We start from the raw sequence: 22821 nt of genomic DNA on the forward strand, positions 1-22821 counted from the left end.
CCCGCGACGTTGCCGCCGTCACCGGGGCAAGTCAAGCCTGGCCCGGCCTGGGCGTGCGCGCCAGGCAGTAGATGTCGACCCGCCGGGCGCCGGCCTGGCGCAGCAACCGGGCGATGGCCTGGGCGGTCGCCCCGGTGGTCAGCACGTCATCGACCAGTGCCAGGTGCAGGCCGTCGAGCTCGCTGCCGGGGGCAAGGGCGAAGGCCTGGCGCAGGTTGCGTTGCCGGGCCCGGGCGCCGAGGGCCTGCTGCGCCGGGGTATCGCGCACACGCTGGAGCAGGCGCTCGTCACAGGGCAGGCGCAGTTGCCTGGCGAGCCAGCGGGCGAGCATCGCCGCCTGGTTGAAGCCGCGCTGGCGCAGTCGACGCCTGGCCAGCGGCACGGGCAACAGGCGGTCGGGGCGTGGCAGGCCTTCGTCGTAGTGGTGCATCAGGCTGTGGCCGAGCAACTGCGCCAATAATCGCCCCAGCGGCCACTGGCTGTTGTGCTTGAAACGGCTGACCAGGGTGTCGATGGGAAACCCGTAATGCCAGGGCGCGATCACTCGGCTGAATGCCGGGGCTCGGCGGCTGCAACCACCGCAGAGAAGGCCGTCCATGGCCAGGGGCAGCGCGCAACGGCGGCACTGCTCGTCCAGCCATGGCAGTGCCTGTTCGCAGGCGCTGCACAACGGATAGGGCTGCTCGGCAGGCTCGTCGCAGAGCAAACAGCTCTGATCGTTATTTGTACAGATGTAAACCAGCATGTTCTTGATTGGTTGACAGTGCATGAGGCCTTCCGTAACTATGCGAGCTATCCGTGATGCGCTGGTGGGTTTTCCTGTCCCGGCGTCAGTCAGACCATAGATAAGGAAACGCCGATGAGCGCCAGCGCAATTGCAACCACACGTCACGACTGGTCCCTGGCCGAGGTCAAGGCCCTGTTCCAGCAGCCGTTCAACGACCTGTTGTTCCAGGCCCAGACCATGCACCGCGCGCACTTCGACCCCAATCGCGTGCAGGTTTCCACGCTGCTGTCGATCAAGACCGGCGCCTGTCCGGAAGATTGCAAATATTGTCCGCAGTCTGGCCACTACAACACCGGGCTGGAAAAACAGAAACTGATGGAAGTGCAGAAGGTGCTGGAGGAGGCCGCCCGGGCCAAGGCCATCGGCTCTACCCGCTTCTGCATGGGCGCGGCGTGGAAGCACCCGTCGGCCAAGGACATGCCCTACGTGCTGGAGATGGTCAAAGGGGTCAAGGCCATGGGCCTGGAAACCTGCATGACCCTCGGCAAGCTCGACCAGGAGCAGACCCAGGCCCTGGCCCAGGCTGGCCTGGACTACTACAACCACAACCTCGACACCTCGCCGGAGTTCTACGGCAGCATCATCACCACCCGCACCTACAGCGAGCGCCTGCAGACCCTGGCCTACGTGCGCGATGCCGGCATGAAGATCTGCTCCGGCGGCATCCTCGGCATGGGCGAGTCGCTGGACGACCGCGCAGGCCTGCTGATCCAGCTGGCCAACCTGCCCGAGCACCCGGAGTCGGTGCCGATCAACATGCTGGTCAAGGTCGCCGGCACGCCGCTGGCCGATGAAGAGGACGTCGATCCGTTCGATTTCATCCGCATGCTGGCCGTGGCCCGGATCCTCATGCCCAAGTCCCATGTGCGCCTGTCGGCCGGTCGCGAGCAGATGAACGAGCAGATGCAGGCCCTGGCGTTCATGGCCGGCGCCAACTCGATCTTCTACGGCGAGAAACTGCTGACCACCGGCAACCCGCAGGCCGACAAGGACATGCAGCTGTTCGCCCGCCTCGGTATCCAGCCGGAAGCCCGTGAGGAGCACGCCGACGAAGTGCACCAGGCCGCCATCGAGCAGGCGCTGGTCGAGCAGCGCAGCAGCGAGTTGTTCTACGACGCAGCCTCGGCCTGAGCATGGCCTTCGATCTCGCCGCGCGGCTGGCCGAACGGCGTGCCGCCGACCTGTATCGCCAGCGACCGCTGCTTGAAAGCCCGCAGGGGCCGCAGGTGGTGGTCGATGGCCAGCATTTGCTGGCCTTCTGCAGCAACGACTACCTGGGCCTGGCCAATCACCCCGAGGTGATCAAGGCCTGGCGCGACGGCGCCGAGCGCTGGGGTGTCGGCGGCGGGGCCTCGCACCTGGTGATTGGCCACAGCACCCCGCACCATGAGGTGGAAGAGGCACTGGCCGAGCTGACGGGGCGCCCGCGCGCGCTGCTGTTCTCCACCGGTTACATGGCCAACCTCGGCGTGATCACCGCGCTGGTCGGGCAGGGCGACACGGTGCTGCAGGACCGCCTCAACCACGCCTCCCTGCTCGACGGCGGGCTGCTCAGCGGTGCTCGCTTCAGCCGCTACCTGCACAACGATCCGGCCAGCCTGGCCAGCCGTCTGGACAAGGCCAGCGGCAACACCCTGGTGGTCACCGACGGCGTGTTCAGCATGGACGGCGACTGCGCCGACCTGCCGGCCCTGGCCAAGGAGGCCCGCGCACGCGGTGCCTGGCTGATGGTCGATGACGCTCATGGCCTGGGAACCTTGGGCGCCAACGGCGGTGGCCTGGTGGAGCATTGCGGCCTGGGTGTCGAGGACGTGCCGGTGCTGATCGGCACACTGGGCAAGGCCTGCGGTACCTCCGGCGCCTTCGTCGCCGGCAGCGAGGAGCTGATCGAGGCGCTGGTGCAGTTCGCCCGGCCCTACATCTACACCACCAGCCAGCCACCGGCGCTGGCCTGCGCCACGCTCAAGGCCCTGGACTTGCTGCGCCGCGAACACTGGCGGCGCGAGCACCTGGCCGCGCTGATCCGGCAGTTCCGCACGGGCGCCGAGCAGATCGGCCTGACCCTGATGGACAGCCACACCGCGATCCAGCCGATCCTGATCGGCGATGCGGGGCGGGCGCTGGCATTGTCCCGCCTGCTGCGCGAGCGCGGGTTGCTGGTCACGGCGATTCGCCCACCCACCGTGCCCGCCGGCAGCGCCCGCCTGCGGGTGACCCTGAGCGCCGCCCACAGTGAGGCGCAGGTGCAGCTATTGTTGAATGCATTGGCCGAGTGTTATCCACAGCTGGAGTCCGCCGATGCGTAACCGACTGATCCTCCTGCCCGGCTGGGGCCTGGGCACCGCTTCACTGGAGCCGCTGGCCGCCAGCCTGCGCGCCCAGGATCCACGCCTGCAGGTCGAGTTGATGCCGCTGCCGGAACTGGCCCACAGCGATGTCCAGGCCTGGGTCGACCATCTGGACCGCAAGCTGCCGACCGACGTGTGGCTGGGCGGCTGGTCGCTCGGCGGCATGCTCGCCAGCGCCCTGGCGCACAAGCGCGGCGACCACTGCTGCGGCTTGCTCACCCTGGCCAGCAACCCCAGCTTCGTGGCCCGGCCGGACTGGCCGCACGGCATGCCCGCCGACACCTTCGGCACCTTCCTCGACGGCTGCCGCAGCCACACCCATGTCACCCTCAAGCGCTTCCGCACCCTGTGCAGCGAGGGCGCGCAGCAACCGCGCACCTTGCTGCGGCAGCTGGGGGTGGGCGTGCCCGACACCGATCCGCTGTACCTGGCCACCGGACTGGAAGTACTGGCCAGACTCGATACCCGCACCGCCCTGGAGCAATACGGCGGCCCGCAGCTGCACCTGTTCGCCGGCAGTGACGCGCTGGTGCCGGTGGAAGCAGCCAAGGCCCTGAGCGACCTGCTGCCCGACGTGGAAGTCGGCCTGGTCGAAGACAGTTCCCACGCCTTCCTGCTGGAATATCCCCAGGAGCTGGCGGCGGGCATCAAGAGTTTCCTGCATGAGAGTGGCGATGACTGACCTTTCCCAGCCCACCCTGCCCGGCACCTTGCCGGACAAGCGCCAGGTGGCGGCTTCGTTTTCCCGCGCCGCGGCCAGCTACGACAGCGTCGCGGCCTTGCAGCGCGCGGTAGGCATGGCGCTGCTGGAAAAGCTGCCCAGCGACCTTGTGCCTGCGCGCTGGCTGGACATGGGCAGCGGTACCGGCCACTTCAGCCGGGTGCTGACCGAGCGTTTCGCGCAATCGAGTGGTGTGGCAGTGGATATCGCCGAAGGCATGTTGCGCCATGCCCGCGATCAGGGTGGCGCCCGGCACCATGTGGCGGGTGACGCCGAGCGCCTGCCGTTGCGTGATGGTTGCGTCGACCTGTTGTTCAGCAGCCTGGCGGTGCAGTGGTGTGGCCAGTTCGCCAGCGTACTGGGCGAGGCGCGGCGGGTGCTGCGCCCCGGCGGTGTGCTGGCCTTCAGCAGCCTGTGCGTCGGCACCCTGGATGAATTGCGCGCCAGCTGGCAGGCCGTGGATGGCATGGTCCACGTCAATCGCTTCCGGCGTTTCGAGGATTACCAGCGCCTGTGCGGTGACAGCGGGCTGGAGCTGATCGACCTGGAGCGGCGCCCCCACGTGTTGCATTATCCCGATGTGCGCAGCCTGACCCATGAACTCAAGGCGCTGGGTGCGCACAACCTCAACCCGGGGCGTCCGTCGGGGCTCACCGGGCGGGCGCGGATGCATGGCCTGTTGCAGGCCTACGAACAGTACCGCCAGGCGCAAGGCCTGCCAGCCACATACCAGGTGGTCTACGGCGTCCTGCGCAAGCCGTTGGACGGGGAGCAGTGACATGAGCCAGGCCTATTTCATTGCCGGCACCGACACCGATGTCGGCAAGACCACCATCGCCGCGGGTTTGCTGCATGCGGCGCGGCAACTGGGGTTGAGCACCCTGGCGGCCAAGCCGGTGGCGTCCGGGTGCGTGGTGACGGCCAAGGGGTTGCGCAACAGCGATGCCTTGGCGCTGATCGACGAAAGCTCGGTCAAGCTGTCCTATGAAGCGGTCAATCCCTTCGCCTTCGAGCCGGCCATCGCCCCGCATGTGGCGGCCCGCGAGGCCGGGGTGGCGCTGAGCGTGCCGGCGCTGCGCGATGCCATGCAGCAGGTGCTGGCGCAGCACGCCGACTTCACCTTGATCGAAGGCGCCGGTGGCTGGCGCGTGCCGCTGTCCGACCATGCCAACCTGTCGGACTTGGCCATCGCCTTGAAGCTGCCGGTGATCCTGGTGGTGGGGGTGCGCCTGGGGTGCATCAACCACGCCCTGCTCAGTGCCGAGGCTATCGCCCGGGACGGCCTGCAACTGGCGGGATGGGTGGCGAACATCGTCGATCCGCGGACATCGCGTCTGGAAGAAAACCTGTCCAGCCTGGCCGAGCGCCTGCCCGCGCCCTGCCTGGGGCGGGTGCCCTGGTTGAAGCAGGCTGGCGCGGAGGCGGTGGCTGCGCATTTGCAACTGGACCTGCTGGATTAGGCCTTTGCCTATTAGCTGGCACTAGGCTATTAGGGATTTAAACGGGCCTTTTTCCTGCTGTGCTGCTTTAATAAGGCCTGTTCCTCATCCAGCGTCATGGAGTCCTGACATGGAAATCAATGCGAGCTCCGCCTTCTACGCGGGCCTGGGTGCCATCCAGAACGGCCAGAACCGTGTCGACCAGGCCGCCCAGCAGATCGCCAGCGGCGCTGTCGAGCGTGGCACCAGCGGGCAGTCCACCGAATACCAGGCCGAGCGCCTGCGCGGTGTTGACCGCAGCCAGCAACTGGACCTGGCCACCAGCACCGTGCAACTGGCCCTGGGCAAGCACGAAGTCGAACTCGGTGCCAAAGTCGCCAAGGCTTCCGATGAAATGCTCGGTCGGTTCATCGACACCTACGTCTGACCCGCTGCATCACATTCGCTTACATCGCGGGGCAAGCCCGCTTCCATTCGTGGGAGCGGGCTTGCCCCGCGATGCGTTTGAGGGTGCTTGGCGTAAATGTCATATTCGGCGGCATAAATGCCATTGTTTGTCCACCTTGACAGCGAGGCCACCTAAACGTAAGTTTCAAACAACTGTTTGACCGAAAGCCGCCAAGAGCTGGTCGGTATCCGCGGTCTCCCCACCGAACTCATCACAGAGGTTCATCGCAATGCCTGATTACAAAGCCCCCTTGCGTGATATCCGCTTCGTCCGCGACGAGCTGCTCGGCTATGAGGCGCACTATCAGAGCCTGCCGGGCTGCCAGGACGCCACGCCCGACATGGTCGACGCGATCCTGGAAGAAGGCGCGAAGTTCTGTGAAGAGGTGCTGGCCCCGCTGAACCGCGTCGGCGACCTGGAAGGCTGCACCTGGAGCGAGTCGGGCGTGAAGACCCCGACCGGTTTCAAGGAAGCCTACCAGCAGTTCGTCGAAGGCGGCTGGCCGAGCCTGGCCCACGATGTCGACCACGGCGGCCAGGGCCTGCCCGAGTCGCTGGGCCTGGCCCTGAGCGAAATGGTCGGTGAGTCGAACTGGTCGTGGGGCATGTACCCGGGCCTGTCCCATGGCGCGATGAACACCATCTCCGCCCACGGCACCCCCGAGCAGCAGCACACCTACCTGACCAAGCTGGTGTCCGGCGAGTGGACCGGCACCATGTGCCTGACCGAGCCGCACTGCGGCACCGACCTGGGCATGCTGCGCACCAAGGCCGAACCTCAGGCCGACGGCAGCTACAAGGTTTCCGGCACCAAGATCTTCATCTCGGCCGGTGAGCACGACATGGCCGACAACATCGTCCACATCGTCCTGGCCCGCCTGCCCGACGCTCCGGCCGGCACCAAGGGCATCTCGTTGTTCATCGTGCCGAAGTTCCTGCCCAACGCCGAAGGCGGTGCGGGCGAGCGCAACGGCGTGAGCTGCGGCTCCCTCGAGCACAAGATGGGCATCCACGGCAACGCCACCTGCGTGATGAACTTCGACGCTGCCACCGGCTACCTGATCGGCCCGGCCAACAAGGGTCTGAACTGCATGTTCACCTTCATGAACACCGCTCGCCTGGGTACCGCGCTGCAAGGCCTGGCCCACGCCGAGGTGGCGTTCCAGGGTGGCCTGAAGTACGCCCGTGATCGCCTGCAGATGCGCTCGCTGACCGGCCCGAAAGCGCCGGACAAGGCCGCTGACCCGATCATCGTCCACCCGGACGTGCGTCGCATGCTGCTGACCATGAAGGCCTTTGCCGAAGGCAACCGCGCGATGGTGTACTTCACCGCCAAGCAGGTGGACATCGTCAAGTACAGCCAGGACGAGGAAGAGCGCAAGAAGGCCGACGCCCTGCTGGCCTTCCTGACCCCGATCGCCAAGGCGTTCATGACCGAAGTCGGCTTCGAGGCCGCCAACCACGGCGTGCAGATCTACGGCGGCCACGGCTTCATCGCCGAGTGGGGCATGGAGCAGAACGTACGCGACAGCCGTATCTCCATGCTGTACGAAGGTACCACCGGCATCCAGGCTCTTGATCTGCTCGGCCGTAAAGTGCTGATGACCCAAGGCGAGGCGCTCAAGGGCTTCACCAAGATCGTTCACAAGTTCTGCCAGGGTCAGGAAGGCAACGCCGCCACCAAGGAGTTCGTCGAGCCACTGGCGGCGATCAACAAGGAGTGGGGCGAGCTGACCATGAAGATCGGCATGGCCGCGATGAAAGACCGCGAGGAAGTGGGCGCCGCTTCGGTGGACTACCTGATGTACTCGGGCTACGCGTGCCTGGCCTACTTCTGGGCCGACATCGCCCGCCTGGCCGCCGAGAAACTGGCAGCCGGCACCAGCGAAGAGGCGTTCTACACCGCCAAGCTGCAGACTGCGCGCTTCTACTTCCAGCGCATCCTGCCGCGTACCCGCAGCCACGTCGCGGCGATCCTGTCCGGCGCCGACAACCTGATGGCGATGAAGGAAGAAGACTTCGGTCTGTCCATCTAAGCCGGTTGGTTGTACGAAAAACCGCCTGCCCTTACCGGCAGGCGGTTTTTTTTCGCCCGGACTTTCACGCCTGCCGCTCCTACAGGGATCGCGTGAAATCAGGAATGTCGCATCCAGTAACGAGAAAGTCTCAAGCTTGGCCCCTGATCTGCCGTTAAAGCGGGCATCTGTATTCATCTATTCATGTGCACTGCCGATGAAGTAGGGGCACAATGCCATTATTGATCTGCCGGGTCGGAGATTACCCTTGTTTCGTCTATCCGCTGTACGCGCGAGCCACTTCCTGCCTTCGCTGATTCTGTTGCTGGCAGGGCTTGCGGCAGCCTATGTGAGGGACCTCAGCGTCTTCTTCACATCGCTGTTCAACGTTCTACCCACCTTGGTGCTGCTGCTGGGTGGCGCCTACTGCGCCGTGTACCGCCGCCAGCGTGAGCTGTTCCTGATGGTCACGGTGTACATCGCCTATTTCCTGCTCGATACCCAGACCGATTTCTACCGCGACAACGGCCGGGTCCGCGAGGATGCGGCGGTGATCTTCCACCTGGTGTGCCTGCTGCTGCCGGCGCTGTTCGGCCTGTACGGGGCGTGGCAGGAACGCACCCACCTGGCCCAGGACCTGCTGGCGCGCTTCGCCGTGCTGTTCGCCGTGAGCAGCGTGGCGGTAGCGCTGGAGCAGAGTTTTCCCGAGGCGCTGCTGGGCTGGCTGGCCGAGATCCGCTGGCCCGCGCTGCATGGCCAGTGGATGAGCCTGATCCAGCTGGCCTACCCCCTGTTCCTGGCGGTGTTCATCCTGCTGGTGGTGCAGTACCTGCGTGAGCCAAGGCCCTTGCATGCCGCGCAGATCATCGGCCTGATCGGCATCTTCTGGATGTTGCCCAAGACCTTCATCCTGCCCTTCACCCTGAACATCATGTGCAGCCAGGTGATGCTGATGATCGCCGCCGCGGTGTCCCACGAGGCCTACCAGATGGCCTTCCGCGACGAGCTGACCGGCCTGCCCGGGCGGCGCGCCCTGAACGAGCGCATGCAGCGCCTGGGGCGCAACTATGTGATCGCCATGACCGACGTCGACCACTTCAAGAAATTCAACGACACCCACGGCCACGACGTCGGTGACCAGGTATTGCGCCTGGTCGCCAGCCGCCTGTCCAAGGTGACCGGCGGCGGGCGCGCCTACCGTTACGGCGGCGAGGAGTTCGCCCTGGTGTTCGCCGGCAAGACTGCCGAAGAGTGCCTGCCGCACCTGGAGTCGGTGCGCGAGATGATTGCCAACTACGCCATCCAGCTACGTGACCAGAACAGCCGTCCGCAGGATGATTCCACCGGGCGCCAGCGTCGTGGCGGAGGGGCCAATACCACGGTGTCGGTGACCATCAGCATCGGCGTCGCCGAGCGCCAGGTCGAGCACCGCAATCCTGACGAAGTGCTCAAGTCCGCCGACCAGGCGCTGTACAGCGCCAAGGGCGCGGGGCGCAACTGTGTCATGACCTTCGGTCAGCAATCGCGGCGCGGGGCCGTGCGCATGGCGTGAATTATCATGTGACTATATAAGACTATTCGGTCGCATGATGACCCTATGTCTCGTAAAAGTTGTTCGGTTACACTGCGGTCATCCCAGTGCCGCGGCCCCGACGGGCCGCCCCGACCCCGATAGCGAGAGGTTGTCATGGCTGAATATAAAGCGCCCCTGCGCGATATGCGCTTCGTCCTCAATGAAGTCTTCGACGTGGCCACGCTCTGGTCGCAACAGCCCGGCCTGGCCGAGGCGGTCGATGTGGACACGGCCATGGCCGTGCTGGAGGAGGCCGGCAAGGTTACCGGCAAGACCATCGCGCCGCTGAGCCGCGCCGCCGACGAAGAGGGTTGCCACTGGGACAACGGTTCGGTGCGCACCCCGGCGGGCTTCATCGAGGCCTACCAGACTTACGCCGAAGGGGGCTGGGTCGGCGTTGGTGGCGATCCGCTCTTCGGTGGCATGGGCATGCCCAAGGTCGTCTCGGCCCAGGTCGAGGAGATGGTCAACGCTTCGAGCCTGGCCTTCGGCCTGTACCCGATGCTGACCGCCGGCGCCTGCCTGTCGATCAACGCCCACGCCAGTGAAGCGCTCAAGGAAAAGTACCTGCCGAACATGTACGCCGGTGTCTGGGCCGGTTCCATGTGCCTTACCGAGCCTCACGCCGGTACCGACCTGGGCATCATCCGCACCAAGGCCGACCCCCAGGCCGACGGCAGCTACAAGGTCAGCGGCACCAAGATCTTCATCACCGGTGGCGAGCACGATCTCACCGAGAACATCATCCACCTGGTGCTGGCCAAGTTGCCGGATGCCCCGGCAGGTCCGAAAGGCATCTCGCTGTTCCTGGTGCCCAAGTTCCTGGTCAACGAAGATGGCAGCCTCGGCGCACGCAACCCGGCCACTTGCGGCTCGATCGAGCACAAGATGGGCATCCAGGGCTCGGCCACCTGCGTGATGAACTTCGACGAAGCGGTCGGCTACATCGTTGGTGAGCCGAACAAGGGCCTGGCGGCGATGTTCACCATGATGAACTACGAGCGCCTGGGTGTCGGTATCCAGGGCCTGGCTTCGGCCGAGCGCTCCTACCAGAACGCCGTGGAGTACGCCCGCGACCGTCTGCAGAGCCGTGCACCGACCGGCCCGCAGGCCAAGGACAAGGTGGCCGACCCGATCATCGTCCACCCGGACGTGCGCCGCATGCTGCTGACCATGAAGGCGCTGACCGAAGGCGGTCGCGCGTTCTCCACCTATGTGGCGATGCAGCTCGACAGCGCCAAGTACAGCGAAGACGTCGCGGTCCGCAAGCGCAGCGAGGAGCTGGTGGCGCTGCTGACTCCGGTGGCCAAGGCCTTCCTCACCGACCTGGGCCTGGAGTGCACCGTGCACGGCCAGCAAGTCTTCGGCGGCCATGGCTACATCCGCGAATGGGGCCAGGAGCAGCTGGTGCGTGATGTGCGCATCACCCAGATCTACGAAGGCACCAACGGTATCCAGGCGCTGGACCTGGTAGGTCGCAAGGTGGTGGCCAGCGGCGGCGCCTACTACACGCTGTTCGCCGACGAGATCCGCCAGTTCATCGCCACCGCCGGCGGCGAGCTGGGTGAGTTCACCAAGCCGCTGGCGGCATCCCTTGAGCAGCTCGACGAGCTGACCGCCTGGGTGCTGGACCAGGCCAAGGGCAACCCCAACGAAATCGGCGCGGCCTCGGTCGAGTACCTGCACGCGTTCGGCTACGTCGCCTACGCCTACATGTGGGCACTGATGGCGCGTGCGGCCAAGGCCGGTGAAGGGGATGCCGACTTCTACGGTGCCAAGCTAGGCACGGCGCGGTTCTACTTCGCACGCCTGCTGCCACGGGTTCACTCGCTGGTGGCATCGGTGAAGGCGGGGAGCGAGTCGCTGTACCTGCTGGACGCCGCGCAGTTCTGACCTTTGCGGGGCTGCGTTGCAGCCCGTCGCGGCCCGAGGCCGCTCCTACAGGGGGATGCAATCCGTCTGTAGGGGCGGCCTTTTGTTTTGTCAGGGCGGCGTGTTTGCGAATGGGCTGCTTTTGTAAGCTTTGGCTTACACGACGTGGTGACGTTTCGCCTCTTTCCTAAGATTGGATCCACGGTTACTCTTTCTTACATGGACGTAGCGCAGGACGCGCAATGGACAGAGCAGGACGCCTTACACGGAAGTAGCGCAGGAAGCGCGAAAAGATAGAACAGGGACACGAAGGATTTCCTGCCAGGATGGCGGGATGATAGGGATGTCGAAGGGAAACAGTCTGGAAAACCCCGCTTAGGCGGGGTTTTCTTTGTGCGCGTATTTTTCAGCCGAGCACGTCCAGTGGCGAGACACCCAGCTGACGCGGGTCGGCTTCTTCTTCCAGCAAGGTCCGCAGCAGCTCCACCGACGCCTGCTGGCGCTGGGCATCGCGGAACACCAGGCCGACCTTGAGTGGCACTCGCGGCTCGCTCAGGGGCTTCCATAGCAGTTCCTGGTCGTCCTGCGCGGCATCCTTGGCCCGGCCCGGCAGGATGGTTGCCAGCGCCGTGTGCGCCAGGCTGTCGAGGATCCCCGCCATGTTGTTCATCTCGGCCTGCACCTGCGGCCTGCGGCCCTGGCTGGCCAGCTGCGCCTTCCAGATCTGGCGGATCTGGAACTCCTCGCCGAGCATCAGCATCGGCAGCTCCGCCGCCTGGCGTATCGAGACCTTCTTGAAGTCTTTCAGCGGGTGGGTCCTGGGGATCACCAGCTGCAGTTCGTCCTCGTACAGCAGCAGGCCGTGCAACCCGGGCTGGCGCGGTGGCAGGTAGCTGATGCCGATATCCAGGCCACCATTGAGCAGGCGCCGCTCGATCTCCGACCCCGACAGTTCATAGATCTGCACCACCAGATGCGGCTGGGCCTTGCGCACCCGCTCCAGCAACTGCGGCACCAGGCTCGGCCGCACGGTCTGCAGCACGCCGATGGCCAGGGTGCGCAGCGATTGGCCCTTGAAGTTGCCCATGGCCTCGTGGGCCCGTTGCAGGCCGTCGAGCAGGGGCACGGCATGGTTGTACAGCGTGTGAGCGGCCAGCGTGGGCAGCAGGCGCTTGTTGCTGCGCTCGAACAGGCTCAGGTCGAGGCTGTGTTCCAGTTGGCGGATCTGCTGCGACAGGGCCGGCTGTGACAGCGACAGACGCTCGGCGGCACGGCCCACATGGCCCTCTTCGTAGACCGCGACGAAGTAACGCAGTTGGCGAAAATCCATAAGTAATACTTATCGAAAAAGCTGGAAAAACGAAATGGCCGGGAATCGGCCGGAAGCCTAGTCTATCGCCGTATTCCAACGGGTTACAGCGGTCATAAAGGCGATTGTTACCCCGGATGAAAAACACTTTTGATAGGCAAGGCAAAATATCCGATTCCGGCGCCAGACCGGAACCTTGACCGCCCACCCGTGATTGGCCGGAGCCCCGATGAACCTGTTCAACCTGCGCCGCTCGGCGCCAGCCGTCGCCGAGCCCAAGCGTGCTCCGGTGATCGAGCCGGCCGGCGCGCAGCTCTCCCGCGAGCGGCTGATGTCCAGCACCGAGCGTGCACCGCAGGTGTTCGTGCGTGGCCAGGGTTCCTGGCTGTGGGACAGCGAGGGGCACGCCTACCTGGACTTCACCCAGGGTTGCGCGGTCAACAGCCTGGGCCACAGCCCGAGCGTGCTGGTCAAGGCGCTGGGCAACCAGGCCCAGGCGCTGATCAACCCCGGTGCGGGCTATCACAGCCGCGGCCTGCTGAGCCTGGTCGAGCTATTGTGCCAGCGCACCGGCAGCGACCAGGCCTACCTGCTCAACAGCGGTGCCGAAGCCTGTGAGGGCGCGATCAAGCTGGCGCGCAAGTGGGGCCAGCTGCACCGCAACGGCGCCTATCACATCATCACCGCCAGCCAGGGTTGCCATGGCCGCACCCTGGGGGCCTTGTCGGCTTCCGATCCGCTGCCGTGCAACCGCTGCGAGCCCGGCTTGCCGGGCTTCAGCAAGGTGCCGTTCAACGATCTGGCGGCGCTGCACGCGGCGGTCGACTCGCGCACCGTGGCGATCATGCTCGAGCCGATCCAGGGCGAAGCCGGCGTGATCCCGGCCACCCGTGATTACCTCCAGGGTGTCGAGCGCCTGTGCCGTGAGCTGGGGATTCTGCTGATCCTCGATGAAGTACAGACCGGTGTAGGACGCTGTGGCGCCTTATTGGCAGAAGAATCCTACGGCGTGCGGGCCGACATCATCACCCTCGGCAAGGGCCTGGGCGGTGGCGTGCCGCTGGCGGCGTTGCTGGCCCGTGGCCGCGCCTGCTGCGCCGAGCCGGGCGAGCTGGAGGGCAGCCACCATGGCAACGCGCTGATGAGCGCCGCCGGGCTGGCCGTGTTGCAGACCGTGCTGGAGGCGGGTTTCTTCGAGCAGGTGCTGGACAGTGGCCGGCACCTGCGCGATGGCCTGAGTCGCCTGGCGGGTCGCTACGGCCAGGGCGAGGTGCGTGGCCAGGGGCTGCTGTGGGGGCTGCAACTGCGTGAAGACAGCGCGGCGCAACTGGTCGAGGCCGCGCTGCAGGAGGGCTTGCTGCTCAATGCGCCGCAGGCCGACGTGGTGCGGTTCTCGCCGGCGCTGACGGTGAGCAAGGGCAATATCGACGAGATGCTCCTGCGCCTGGCCCGGGCGTTCGCCCGCCTGCATGCCCAACAGCACAACCGCCGCGAAGTGCCGGCCTGACCGGCTGCTCCGGCGAACAGAATTTCAACGAACCGTCTGGCGTTCCTGCGCATCGCCCCTGGCCTGAAAGACATGGCCCGGGGCGTTTTTTTTGCCTGGTGGAACCTCTGCGAGGCACGGCTAGTCTGTGTTGATACACCCTCAAGGAGCGCAGCACATGGACTTCATCCGCATCATCATCGCCATCATCCTGCCGCCGCTGGGCGTATTCCTCCAGGTGGGGTTCGGCGGGGCGTTCTGGCTGAATATCCTGCTGACCTTGCTGGGTTATATCCCCGGGATCGTGCATGCGGTGTACATCATCGCCAAGCGCTGAGATCAAAGACCGCTCTGCAAGCATGATCAGCGTGGGAGCGGGCTGGCCCCGCGAACACCGGCGAAGCCGCTGCCAGGCACCGCCTCGCGGGGCAAGCCCGCTCCCACGCCGTTCCGGTTGAAGCCTGGAACGACGTTTGCCCTACCGGCCAAGCAACCGGCAGTAGAACTTCCACTCTTCCTCTAGCGCATGCGCCAGGTTCGCCGCCTGGCGAAAGCCATGCCGCTCGCCTGCGTAGAAATACCCCTCAGCCTCGATACCATTGGCCTCGAGCGCTTCAAGCATGCTGCGGGTCTGCTCCGGCACCACCACCGCATCCAGCTCACCCTGGAAGAAGATCACCGGCACCTTGATCCGCCCGGCGTGCAACAGCGGCGTACGCTGGCGATAACGCTCGGCATCGCGCCGGGGGTCGCCGATCAGCCAGTCCAGGTAGTCGCCTTCGAACTTGTGGGTAGCCCGGCCCAGCGCCTCGGGGTCGCTGACACCGTAGAGGCTGGCGCCGCCGCGGAAGACGTCGCGAAAGGCCAGGGCGCAAAGGGTGGTGTAGCCGCCGGCGCTGCCGCCACGAATGAAGGCCTGGTCAGGGTCGATCAGGCCCAGGCCGGCAAGATGGGCGACCGCCGCGCAGGCATCTTCCACATCACTCGCTCCCCAGTTCAGGTGCAGTGCCTGGCGGTAGGCGCGACCATAGCCGCTGCTGCCCCGGTAGTTGAGGTCGGCGACGGCAAAGCCGCGCTGGGTCCAGTACTGGATGCGCGGGTCGAGCACCGGGTAGCAGGCCGAAGTCGGGCCACCGTGAATGAACACCACCAGTGGCGATGGCCCACCTGTGCCTTGCATGGCGGGGTAGAAGAACCCGTGGGCGGTGCCTTCGCCACTGGCGTAACGAATCGGCTGTGGGAGGCTGATGTCCTCGGCGGGCAACACCTCGGCGCCACCTGCCAGCACCTGGACTTCGTGGCTGCGCCGGTCGATGGCGATCACGGCCGCTGGGCTGATCGGTGAAGCGGCTACGGCATAGAGCTGTCCGTCCTCCAACGCCAGGCTACGAAAACGCGTGTACGCACTGGCATAACGCTCCACCTCGCCATCGGCGCGGCGCAGCCCCAGTTGCCCGAAGCCGTCCTCGAACCAGCTGGCCAGGTAGCTGGCGGGGCCAAGGGCCAGCCAGGTGCTGGCGCCCAGTTGCCAGGGGGCGGCGGCATGGTCGGCGGGCGCGGCGGGCAGGTGTTGCCAGTGGCCGTCGAGTTCGCCCCAGGGCTGCCAGAAACCGTCGCGGTCGGACAGGCAATACAAGCGGCCTTGCTCATCGAAGCGTGGCTGTTGCAGCGATTCGTCCTGCCCGGCGATGCAGCATGCCGGGCCCCAGGCGCCAGAAGGTTCGCGTTCCCGGCACATCAGGCGGGTGACGGTCCAGGGTTGGGCCGGGCGGTCCCATTCGATCCAGGCCAGTCGGCAGCCGTCTGGACTCAGCGTGGGGGAGGCGTAGAAGTCGGCTCCTTCGGCCAGGATTTGCCGATGCTCCGTCGAGAGGCTCACCAGGCGATGCACGACCTGTTCGCCATGCTGCTCTTCGACGGCCAGCACCTGGCCGGCCTGCCATTGCACATCACCATAGCGGCAGTCGTCGGCGTGGGTAAGCGGGCGTGGTGGGCTGCCATCCAGGGCCTGCAGGTAGACCTGCTGGTCCTTTTCGTTGACGAACACCAGCCCGTTGTCGCCCAGGCAGAAGCTGCCGCCACCGTACTCATAGACCCGGCTACGCACACTGAACCCGTCCGGGGTCAGGCAGCGGGCCTGCTGATCGCGCCAGTGCCAGACCCGGCAGGCGCCATCGGCGGGGCGGAACTCGTTCCAGAACACACCTTGCGCGCCGACCTTGAGCTCGGCGAAATCGGTGCCGGCGGCCACCGCCTGGGCGGCGCTGAACTCAGCCACGGGCGATGACATGGGAATTGCGCTCGTTGCGGAAGGTCATCTGTTCGATCTCCAGCGTTGCGTGTTCGGCCTCCTCGCGGGCGTTGAGGATGATGCCATGGTCCGGCGACTTGCCGCACACCGGGTCCGCCTTGCTGGCGTCGCCGGTGAGCATGAAGGCCTGGCAACGGCAGCCGCCGAAGTCCTTTTCCTTCTCGTCGCACGAGCGGCACGGCTCGGGCATCCAGTCATAGCCGCGGAAGCGGTTGAAGCCGAATGAGTCGTACCAGATATGCCGCAGGTCGTGGTCACGTACATTGGGGAACTGCACCGGCAGTTGGCGCGCGCCATGGCAGGGCAACGCGGTGCCATCCGGCGTGATGGTCAGGAACAGGCTGCCCCAGCCGTTCATGCAGGCCTTGGGGCGCTCTTCGTAATAATCCGGGGTGACGAAGATCAGCTTGCACGGCTTGCCTTCGGCCTTGAGCTTGTCCCGGTACTCGTTGGTGATGCGCTCGGCCCGCTCCAGCTGGGCGCGGGTCGGCAGCAGGCCCAGGCGGTTGAGGTGCGCCCAGCCGTAGAACTGGCAGGTGGCGAGTTCGACGAAGTCGGCCTCCAGGGCCAGGCACAGCTCGATGATGCGGTCGATCTTGTCGATATTGTGCCGGTGGGTGACGAAGTTGAGCACCATCGGGTAGCCATGGGCTTTCACCGCCCGGGCCATCTCCAGCTTTTGCGCGAAGGCTTTCTTCGAGCCTGCCAGCAGGTTGTTCACCTGCTCGTCGCTGGCCTGGAAGCTGATCTGGATATGGTCCAGCCCGGCCTGCTTGAACGCGGCGATCTTCTGCTCGGTCAGGCCGATGCCGGAGGTGATCAGGTTGGTGTAGTAGCCCAGGCGACGGGCTTCGCCGATCAGCTCGGCGAGGTCCTGGCGCACCAGCGGCTCGCCGCCGGAGAAGCCGATCTGCGCCGCGCCCATCTCGCGGGCCTCGGCCATCACCTTGAACCACTGCTCGGTGCTCAGCTCCTTGCCCTGCTCGGCGAAGTCCAGCGGGTTGGAGCAGTACGGGCACTGCAGCGGGCAGCGGTAGGTGAGTTCGGCCAGCAGCCACAGCGGCAGGCCTACTGGTACCTCAGGCGAGGGTGATCCAGTGTTCGGCACGGGCCACCTCCATGAATTGCTCGATGTCGTCGGCGACTTCGGGCACACCGGGGAATTGCCGCTCGAGTTCGGCGATGATCGCCGCGACATCGCGCTGGCCATCGATGAGCCCGCCGATCAGCCCAGCGCTGTCGTTGAGCTTGATCATCCCCTCGGGGTACAGCAGCACATGGCCCTTCTGCGCCGGCTCGTACTGGAAACGGTAGCCGGGGCGCCAGGCGGGCACCTGTTGACGGTTGAAGCTCATAAGGCGATCCCCTTGTGCCAGACCCGCTCGCGGGTGACGCTGTGGTAGGGCGGGCGGTTCAGTTCATAGGCCATGCTCATGGCGTCGAGCATGCTCCACAGGATATCCAGCTTGAACTGCAGGATCTGCAGCATGCGCTCCTGGCCCTCGCGGGTGGTGTAGTGCGCCAGGGTGATCGCCAGGCCGTGTTCCACATCGCGCCGGGCTTGGCCCAGGCGGGTGCGGAAGTATTCGTAGCCGGCTGGGTCGATCCACGGATAGTGCTGCGGCCAGCTGTCCAGGCGCGACTGGTGGATCTGCGGGGCGAACAGTTCGGTCAGCGAGCTGCTGGCAGCTTCTTGCCAGCTGGCGCGGCGGGCGAAGTTGACGTAGGCGTCGACCGCGAAGCGCACGCCGGGCAGCACCAGCTCCTGGCTGCGCAGCTGGTCGGGGTCCAGGCCCACGGCCTGGCCGAGGCGCAACCAGGCCTCGATGCCGCCGTCCTCGCCGGGCGCACCATCGTGGTCGAGCAGGCGCTGGATCCACTCGCGGCGCACTTCGCGGTCCGGGCAGTTGGCCAGGATCGCCGCATCCTTCATCGGGATGTTGACCTGGTAGTAAAAGCGGTTGGCCACCCAGCCCTGGATCTGCTCGCGGCTGGCGCGGCCTTCATACATCGCCACATGGTAGGGGTGATGGATGTGGTAGTAGGCGCCCTTGGCGCGCAGGGCCTGCTCGAATTCGGCGGGGGACATCGGCGTTGCGTCGCTCACAGGGCCTCCTTACAACTCGATGCTCATGCCATCGAAGGCGACTTCCACGCCCCGGCGCTGCACTTCGGCGCGTTCCGGCGAGTCTTCGTCGAGGATCGGGTTGGTGTTGTTGATGTGGATAAGCACCTTGCGCTGGCGCGGGAAGCCGTCCAGCACCTCGAGCATGCCGCCTGCGCCGTTCTGCGCCAGATGACCCATCTCGCGGCCGGTGCGGGTGCCGACGCCGCGGCGCTGCATTTCATCATCCTCCCACAGGGTGCCGTCGACCAGCAGGCAGTCGGCGCCGTGCATCATCTCCAGCAGCTTGGCGTCGACCTGGCCCAGGCCCGGTGCGTAGAACAGCTTGCCGCCGGTACGGGTGTCCTCCACCAGCAGCCCGAGGTTGTCGCCCGGGTGCGGGTCGAAACGGTGCGGGGAATAGGGCGGCGCGGCACTTCGCAGCGGGAAGGGGGTGAAGCGCAGGTTCGGGCAGGCATCGATGACGAAGCTGCCTTCGAGCTCGATGCGGTTCCACACCAGGCCGCCGTTCCAGTGGCTGAGCATGTTGAACAGCGGGAAGCCGGTAGTCAGGTCCTGGTGAACCATGTCGGTGCACCACACCTGGTGTGGGCAGCCCTCGCGCAGGCTGAGCAGGCCGGTGGTGTGGTCGATCTGGCTGTCGAGCAGGACGATGGCGTCGATACCGGTGTCGCGCAGGGCGCGGGCCGGCTGCATCGGCGCGAACGCCTGGAGCTGGGCGCGGATGTCCGGTGAGGCATTGCACAGGATCCAGTGCTCGCCGTCGTCGGACAGGGCGATGGACGACTGGGTGCGCGCCGTGGCGCGCAGGGTACCGTCACGGTAGCCCTTGCAGTTGACGCAGTTGCAGTTCCACTGGGGGAACCCGCCACCGGCGGCGGAACCGAGGATCTGGATGTACATGGTTACTCTCTAGCCGCAAAGGTTGGCCCGAAAGCCGTATCGGAAAAACGCAAACGCCCCGGCGGGCCGGGGCGTCGAACCGCGCAGCCGCTTAACGGTTGGCGAAGTACATGGTCACTTCGAAGCCGATACGCAGGTCAGTGTATGCAGGTTTGGTCCACATGGGCTTGCTCCTTCCGGATGGGGTTTGGGGTGGTCGGCTCACTATTGGGTACTCCCCGGAGAGAGAGGTTCCATTGGCCGAGATTGCGCTATCTTACAAGAAAAATTTGTACCGAAAGGTTAATTCTTCGAAAAGCGCCATTGCATTTACGGTAACAATCCCGCCATTTTTTTATAGCCATTCGGCGTCCGGGGCACTGGCGTTGGCCAAGCATAGCCAACCGTGCCTTGCATCGAGCAACTGCTGGAGCAACGCATCCAACTGGCCTTGTTCGACATTGAGGATAGACCCTCGCATGCGCGACAGGTCGGCATTGTGTGTCGCGATATGTGCCTGCCAGGCCCATTGCGTGACATCGGCGTTGGTCATCGCTGTCTCGTCGAACTGATCGGCCAGCTGCGCTCGCGCCGCTGGGGCCAGCGCGACGCCCTGGCGCAGGAGGTCCAGCAGATGGCCCAGGATCTGTGCGTGGCTGGCGTGCGGCGATTGCACGCCGAACAGCAGCCCGGCGTAGCCTTCGATCTGACGAAAGGCGCTGAATACCGCGTAACCCAGCTGCAGCTCGACGCGCAGGCGCTGATAGACCGGACCTTGTAACACGTGCGCGAGCAGTCGACCGGCTGCCTGCAGATCAGCCGGCAGCGGGCAGAACAGCAACAGCGCGGGCTCGCTGCCCAAGGTCGGTAATTGCCGCCAGTGGCGTCCGAGGATCGGGCGCGCTGGCGAGGGGGCGATCGGTTGTCCCATGAGGCCTTGCAGTGCCGTGCCCAAGGCGCCCTGTTGGGCGGGGGCGAACCCTTGTGCCAATCCCTGCCAGCGTGCCTGCTGCCAGAGTGCGTCGAGCTGCGACTGGTCCAGGGTGCAGGCTGGCTGCGGTTGCTTTTCACCCGTCAGTAAGGCGTCCGGCAGTGCCTTCAGCAGGGCACGGATCGGAATCAGCGGCGGTTCGGCTGCCGCTGGCGAGTGCCAATGCTCCCAGGCTGGCGCGCGCAGCAAGGTCAGGGCTTCCTGCGTGGCATTGATCACGGCCAGCGGGTGCCCCGCGAGGCGCAACTGCCAGTAATCGCCAATGGCCTCGAAGCCCAGTCGCAACGCTGCCTGATCGGCACGCTCGCGCAGGGGTTGCAGACTGTGTTGCAGAACGACCTGCATGCGCTGACGCAGCGGCGAAGGAATGTGCCAACGCAGGTCGAGGCTCGCAAACTGGCGAGAGGGCGGCAGGCAGTCACCGAGACCAAGTCCTGCTGGCAACGGCGTGTTGATCATGGGAAGTTCGGTTGCCAGCAGCGCTTCATCGGGGGGCAATTGCCAGTCTCCGGCATCCGAGGAAGGCAGGTCCCACAGCAGTGCAGCGAAGGCTTCCAGGCCTTGTGTCCCGAGCCCTGCGAAAGGCCGGTCGGCACTGTCGCGCTGGGCCAGTTCCAGTGCGCTGGCAGCCTGTTCATGGCGTTGCTGCAGGTGGGTGAAACGGTCGTTCAGCAGCTTGTGGTCCTGTTGTCGCAGAAAACCCAGCCAGCCGTGCAGCAACTCCCGGGTCTTGTCCAGGCAGGCCTGGTCCGACAGCTGCAGCTGGACATGCCAGAGCAACTGCCCGGCATGGGCGTGGAGTTGTTGCGCCTTGCAGCCCTGCAGCCAGCCGCGCTGGCGCAAGGCATTCAGCCAACCACCGGGCCGGCTGTCGGTGAGCTGGTCCAGCAGCAGTTCGAGCGCTTGCTCCGCGCCGTCCGGCAGTCCGTCATGGGCGAACAGCAGGTCGTGGCGGTTGCCCCAGGCGTCTGGTTGGTGCAATGGCGCGCCGAGCAAGGCGGGTGGCTGTACCCGGGCGACGCGTGCGCCGTTTGCGAACAGGCCACCGAACTGCCTGCCCAGGTGCGCCAGTTCATCCAGCGACTGCGGGCCAGCCAGGCTCAGGGTGAGTTGCCCGCCTTGGTAGAAGTCATGGTGGAACTGCCTCAGCCCTTGCTGGAAAGCCTGGCTTTCCAGCGGCAGGCTGTGCCGGTTGCCGGCGTGAAAGCCGCTCAGCGGATGGCGTGCCGACACCGACTGCAACAGGGCGAACTGGCGCTGGGTCTCGGGGTTGCGCGACCAGGCGATGAACTCGGCATGGATCACCTCGCGCTCGCGGCGCTGGCGTTCGATGGCGAAGTCCGGCTCGGCGAGCATCTGGCACAGACGCTCCAGTCCACCGGCCAACGCTACGGGGGGCACGTCGAAGAAGAAGTCGGTGGTGCGTTCGCGGGTACTGGCGTTGACCTGGCCGCCCAGGCCCTGGACGTAGCGCATCAGGCCGTCGTCCAGCGGAAAACGCCTGTTGCCGAGGAAGAACAGATGTTCGAGAAAGTGCGCCAGGCCCGGCCAGCGCGCGGGTGCGTCGTGGCTGCCGGCATGCACCCGCAACGCTGCCGCCGCACGCTTGAGGCGTGGGGCGTGGCGCAGGGTCAGGTGCAGGCCGTTGGCGAGGGTGAGGTGGCGAATGGCGTCGGACATGACGCCATGCTAGCGCGCAATGCCGAGGTTGTCTGGTCTGGTCTTTTCGCTGTCAATGCAGATCCCGACGCAGGTCCGCCAGGTAGGGAAACGCCTCCCGCCCTTTCAATACCCGCTCGCGTTGCAGGTCCGCCAGCAACAGCCCCTCTTCGTCCCCGGCCATCACCAGCACATCGCCATCCGGCCCGACGATGCTGCTCTGCCCGCAATACCGGATCTCGCCCTCGCTGCCGCAGTAGTTGGCGTACACCAGATAACACTGGTTCTCCTGCGCCCGCGAGCGCACGGTCACCTGGCAGACGAAATCGTAGGGCGCCATGTTCGCCGTCGGCACCAGGATCAGCTCGGCACCGTTCAGCGCCAGGCGCCGGGCGTTCTCCGGGAACTCGATGTCGTAGCAGATCAGCAGCCCGACCTTCCAGCCGTCCAGCTCGACCACCGGGAAGTGATCGGCGCCCGGGCTGAACATCGAGCGGTCCAGCTCGCCGAACAGGTGGGTCTTGCGGTAGTTGCACAGGCTGCGGCCATGGGCGTCGATCAGTTGCACGCTGTTGTGGATCGACCCGTCGTCGGCCCGCTCCGGATAGCCATAGACGATGGCGATCCGGTGCGCCTGGGCGATCTCGACGACGCTCATGGCCGAGGGGCCGTCCTCGGCCTCGGCCAGGCGTTCCACCTGGTCCAGGCCGATGTTGTAGCCACTGAGGAACATCTCCGGGCACACCAGCAACTGCGCGCCTTGAGCGGCGGCCTGCTGGGCCTGGTGCTGCAGGCGCTCGAGATTGCCGGGCACGTCCAACGGCTTGGGCGTGCCCTGGAACAGGGCGATGCGCAT

21 protein-coding genes are annotated in these 22821 nt (G+C 65.8%); 11 read left to right on the forward strand and 10 right to left on the reverse strand.

All coding sequences use genetic code 11. From position 1 onward, the window contains the following. Positions 1-31 precede the first annotated feature (31 nt). Complete coding sequence (locus HU735_RS04970) at positions 32-769, reverse strand: ComF family protein (RefSeq protein ID WP_186712653.1); 738 nt, start codon at positions 767-769, stop codon at positions 32-34. A 90-nt stretch (positions 770-859) separates the two neighbouring features. Between HU735_RS04970 and bioB the strand changes: the two genes are divergently transcribed. The 9 genes from bioB to HU735_RS05015 all read left to right on the forward strand — a co-directional run bounded on the left by bioB (position 860) and on the right by HU735_RS05015 (position 11223). After that, positions 860-1918, forward strand: a complete 1059-nt coding sequence (bioB, locus tag HU735_RS04975) for a biotin synthase BioB (protein ID WP_050703478.1) — start codon at positions 860-862, stop codon at positions 1916-1918. A gap of 2 nt (positions 1919-1920) precedes the next feature. Further along, complete coding sequence (gene bioF, locus HU735_RS04980; protein ID WP_186712654.1) at positions 1921-3093, forward strand: 8-amino-7-oxononanoate synthase; 1173 nt, start codon at positions 1921-1923, stop codon at positions 3091-3093. Continuing rightward, positions 3086-3817: an alpha/beta fold hydrolase gene (locus HU735_RS04985; protein ID WP_186712655.1), complete on the forward strand. Its 732-nt coding sequence runs from the start codon at positions 3086-3088 to the stop codon at positions 3815-3817. Before bioF ends, HU735_RS04985 begins: the two co-directional genes overlap by 8 nt. Then, complete coding sequence (bioC, locus tag HU735_RS04990) at positions 3810-4634, forward strand: malonyl-ACP O-methyltransferase BioC (RefSeq protein ID WP_186712656.1); 825 nt, start codon at positions 3810-3812, stop codon at positions 4632-4634. Before HU735_RS04985 ends, bioC begins: the two co-directional genes overlap by 8 nt. 1 nt (position 4635) lies before the next feature. After that, entirely contained in the window at positions 4636-5316 is a 681-nt protein-coding gene (gene bioD, locus HU735_RS04995; RefSeq protein WP_186712657.1) for a dethiobiotin synthase, read from the forward strand. Positions 5317-5425: 109 nt separating this feature from the next. After that, positions 5426-5722: a hypothetical protein gene (locus tag HU735_RS05000; protein ID WP_050703481.1), complete on the forward strand. Its 297-nt coding sequence runs from the start codon at positions 5426-5428 to the stop codon at positions 5720-5722. A 250-nt stretch (positions 5723-5972) separates the two neighbouring features. Then, a complete protein-coding gene (locus HU735_RS05005; RefSeq protein WP_186712658.1) occupies positions 5973-7778 on the forward strand; it encodes a phenylacyl-CoA dehydrogenase in 1806 nt (601 codons plus the stop codon). Between the two features lie 247 nt (positions 7779-8025). Further along, complete coding sequence (locus HU735_RS05010) at positions 8026-9309, forward strand: GGDEF domain-containing protein (RefSeq protein WP_186712659.1); 1284 nt, start codon at positions 8026-8028, stop codon at positions 9307-9309. A 135-nt stretch (positions 9310-9444) separates the two neighbouring features. Next, positions 9445-11223, forward strand: a complete 1779-nt coding sequence (locus tag HU735_RS05015) for an acyl-CoA dehydrogenase C-terminal domain-containing protein (protein ID WP_186712660.1) — start codon at positions 9445-9447, stop codon at positions 11221-11223. Between the two features lie 385 nt (positions 11224-11608). Here HU735_RS05015 and HU735_RS05020 read toward each other — a convergent pair whose 3' ends face one another. Beyond that, complete coding sequence (locus HU735_RS05020) at positions 11609-12532, reverse strand: LysR family transcriptional regulator (protein ID WP_186712661.1); 924 nt, start codon at positions 12530-12532, stop codon at positions 11609-11611. Positions 12533-12740: 208 nt separating this feature from the next. Between HU735_RS05020 and HU735_RS05025 the strand changes: the two genes are divergently transcribed. Beyond that, the gene (locus tag HU735_RS05025) at positions 12741-14018 is read left to right on the forward strand and encodes an aminotransferase class III-fold pyridoxal phosphate-dependent enzyme (protein WP_186712662.1); all 1278 of its coding nucleotides are present in this window, start codon (positions 12741-12743) and stop codon (positions 14016-14018) included. A gap of 157 nt (positions 14019-14175) precedes the next feature. Further along, a complete protein-coding gene (locus tag HU735_RS05030; protein ID WP_009681539.1) occupies positions 14176-14334 on the forward strand; it encodes a YqaE/Pmp3 family membrane protein in 159 nt (52 codons plus the stop codon). 141 nt (positions 14335-14475) lie between these two features. On the opposite strand, the gene HU735_RS05035 is transcribed toward HU735_RS05030, so the two are convergent. The 8 genes from HU735_RS05035 to HU735_RS05070 form a co-directional block, all read right to left on the reverse strand. Then, a complete protein-coding gene (locus tag HU735_RS05035; RefSeq protein ID WP_186712663.1) occupies positions 14476-16287 on the reverse strand; it encodes a S9 family peptidase in 1812 nt (603 codons plus the stop codon). Beyond that, positions 16268-17416, reverse strand: a complete 1149-nt coding sequence (pqqE, locus tag HU735_RS05040; protein WP_186712664.1) for a pyrroloquinoline quinone biosynthesis protein PqqE — start codon at positions 17414-17416, stop codon at positions 16268-16270. Before pqqE ends, HU735_RS05035 begins: the two co-directional genes overlap by 20 nt. Beyond that, positions 17388-17663, reverse strand: a complete 276-nt coding sequence (gene pqqD / locus HU735_RS05045) for a pyrroloquinoline quinone biosynthesis peptide chaperone PqqD (RefSeq protein WP_186712665.1) — start codon at positions 17661-17663, stop codon at positions 17388-17390. Before pqqD ends, pqqE begins: the two co-directional genes overlap by 29 nt. Beyond that, a complete protein-coding gene (gene pqqC / locus HU735_RS05050) occupies positions 17660-18397 on the reverse strand; it encodes a pyrroloquinoline-quinone synthase PqqC (RefSeq protein WP_186712709.1) in 738 nt (245 codons plus the stop codon). The genes pqqD and pqqC overlap by 4 nt, the downstream gene beginning before the upstream one ends. A gap of 27 nt (positions 18398-18424) precedes the next feature. After that, on the reverse strand, positions 18425-19336 hold the full coding sequence (gene pqqB / locus HU735_RS05055; RefSeq protein WP_186712666.1) for a pyrroloquinoline quinone biosynthesis protein PqqB: 912 nt from the start codon (positions 19334-19336) through the stop codon (positions 18425-18427). A 91-nt stretch (positions 19337-19427) separates the two neighbouring features. Then, a complete protein-coding gene (gene pqqA / locus HU735_RS05060; protein ID WP_003243383.1) occupies positions 19428-19499 on the reverse strand; it encodes a pyrroloquinoline quinone precursor peptide PqqA in 72 nt (23 codons plus the stop codon). Positions 19500-19670: 171 nt separating this feature from the next. After that, positions 19671-21986 (reverse strand): pyrroloquinoline quinone biosynthesis protein PqqF, encoded by a 2316-nt coding sequence (gene pqqF / locus HU735_RS05065; protein ID WP_186712667.1) that lies wholly within the window; start codon positions 21984-21986, stop codon positions 19671-19673. Between the two features lie 52 nt (positions 21987-22038). Then, positions 22039-22821 (reverse strand): carbon-nitrogen hydrolase family protein, encoded by a 783-nt coding sequence (locus HU735_RS05070; protein ID WP_186712668.1) that lies wholly within the window; start codon positions 22819-22821, stop codon positions 22039-22041.

This window comes from Pseudomonas sp. BW16M2 (assembly GCF_014268865.1).
In the GTDB taxonomy this organism is placed as follows: Bacteria; Pseudomonadota; Gammaproteobacteria; order Pseudomonadales; family Pseudomonadaceae; genus Aquipseudomonas; species Aquipseudomonas peradeniyensis.

Excerpts from the sequence above, each read along its gene's own strand:
- HU735_RS04970 (WP_186712653.1), bottom strand. The coding sequence starts at position 769 with ATGCACTGTCAACCAATCAAGAACATGCTGGTTTACATCTGTACAAAT.
- bioB (WP_050703478.1), top strand. The coding sequence starts at position 860 with ATGAGCGCCAGCGCAATTGCAACCACACGTCACGACTGGTCCCTGGCC.
- bioF (WP_186712654.1), top strand. The coding sequence starts at position 1,921 with ATGGCCTTCGATCTCGCCGCGCGGCTGGCCGAACGGCGTGCCGCCGAC.
- HU735_RS04985 (WP_186712655.1), top strand. The coding sequence starts at position 3,086 with ATGCGTAACCGACTGATCCTCCTGCCCGGCTGGGGCCTGGGCACCGCT.
- bioC (WP_186712656.1), top strand. The coding sequence starts at position 3,810 with ATGACTGACCTTTCCCAGCCCACCCTGCCCGGCACCTTGCCGGACAAG.
- bioD (WP_186712657.1), top strand. The coding sequence starts at position 4,636 with ATGAGCCAGGCCTATTTCATTGCCGGCACCGACACCGATGTCGGCAAG.
- HU735_RS05000 (WP_050703481.1), top strand. The coding sequence starts at position 5,426 with ATGGAAATCAATGCGAGCTCCGCCTTCTACGCGGGCCTGGGTGCCATC.
- HU735_RS05005 (WP_186712658.1), top strand. The coding sequence starts at position 5,973 with ATGCCTGATTACAAAGCCCCCTTGCGTGATATCCGCTTCGTCCGCGAC.
- HU735_RS05015 (WP_186712660.1), top strand. The coding sequence starts at position 9,445 with ATGGCTGAATATAAAGCGCCCCTGCGCGATATGCGCTTCGTCCTCAAT.
- HU735_RS05020 (WP_186712661.1), bottom strand. The coding sequence starts at position 12,532 with ATGGATTTTCGCCAACTGCGTTACTTCGTCGCGGTCTACGAAGAGGGC.
- HU735_RS05025 (WP_186712662.1), top strand. The coding sequence starts at position 12,741 with ATGAACCTGTTCAACCTGCGCCGCTCGGCGCCAGCCGTCGCCGAGCCC.
- HU735_RS05030 (WP_009681539.1), top strand. The coding sequence starts at position 14,176 with ATGGACTTCATCCGCATCATCATCGCCATCATCCTGCCGCCGCTGGGC.
- HU735_RS05035 (WP_186712663.1), bottom strand. The coding sequence starts at position 16,287 with ATGTCATCGCCCGTGGCTGAGTTCAGCGCCGCCCAGGCGGTGGCCGCC.
- pqqD (WP_186712665.1), bottom strand. The coding sequence starts at position 17,663 with ATGAGCTTCAACCGTCAACAGGTGCCCGCCTGGCGCCCCGGCTACCGT.
- pqqC (WP_186712709.1), bottom strand. The coding sequence starts at position 18,397 with ATGTCCCCCGCCGAATTCGAGCAGGCCCTGCGCGCCAAGGGCGCCTAC.
- pqqB (WP_186712666.1), bottom strand. The coding sequence starts at position 19,336 with ATGTACATCCAGATCCTCGGTTCCGCCGCCGGTGGCGGGTTCCCCCAG.
- pqqF (WP_186712667.1), bottom strand. The coding sequence starts at position 21,986 with ATGTCCGACGCCATTCGCCACCTCACCCTCGCCAACGGCCTGCACCTG.
- HU735_RS05070 (WP_186712668.1), bottom strand. The coding sequence starts at position 22,821 with ATGCGCATCGCCCTGTTCCAGGGCACGCCCAAGCCGTTGGACGTGCCC.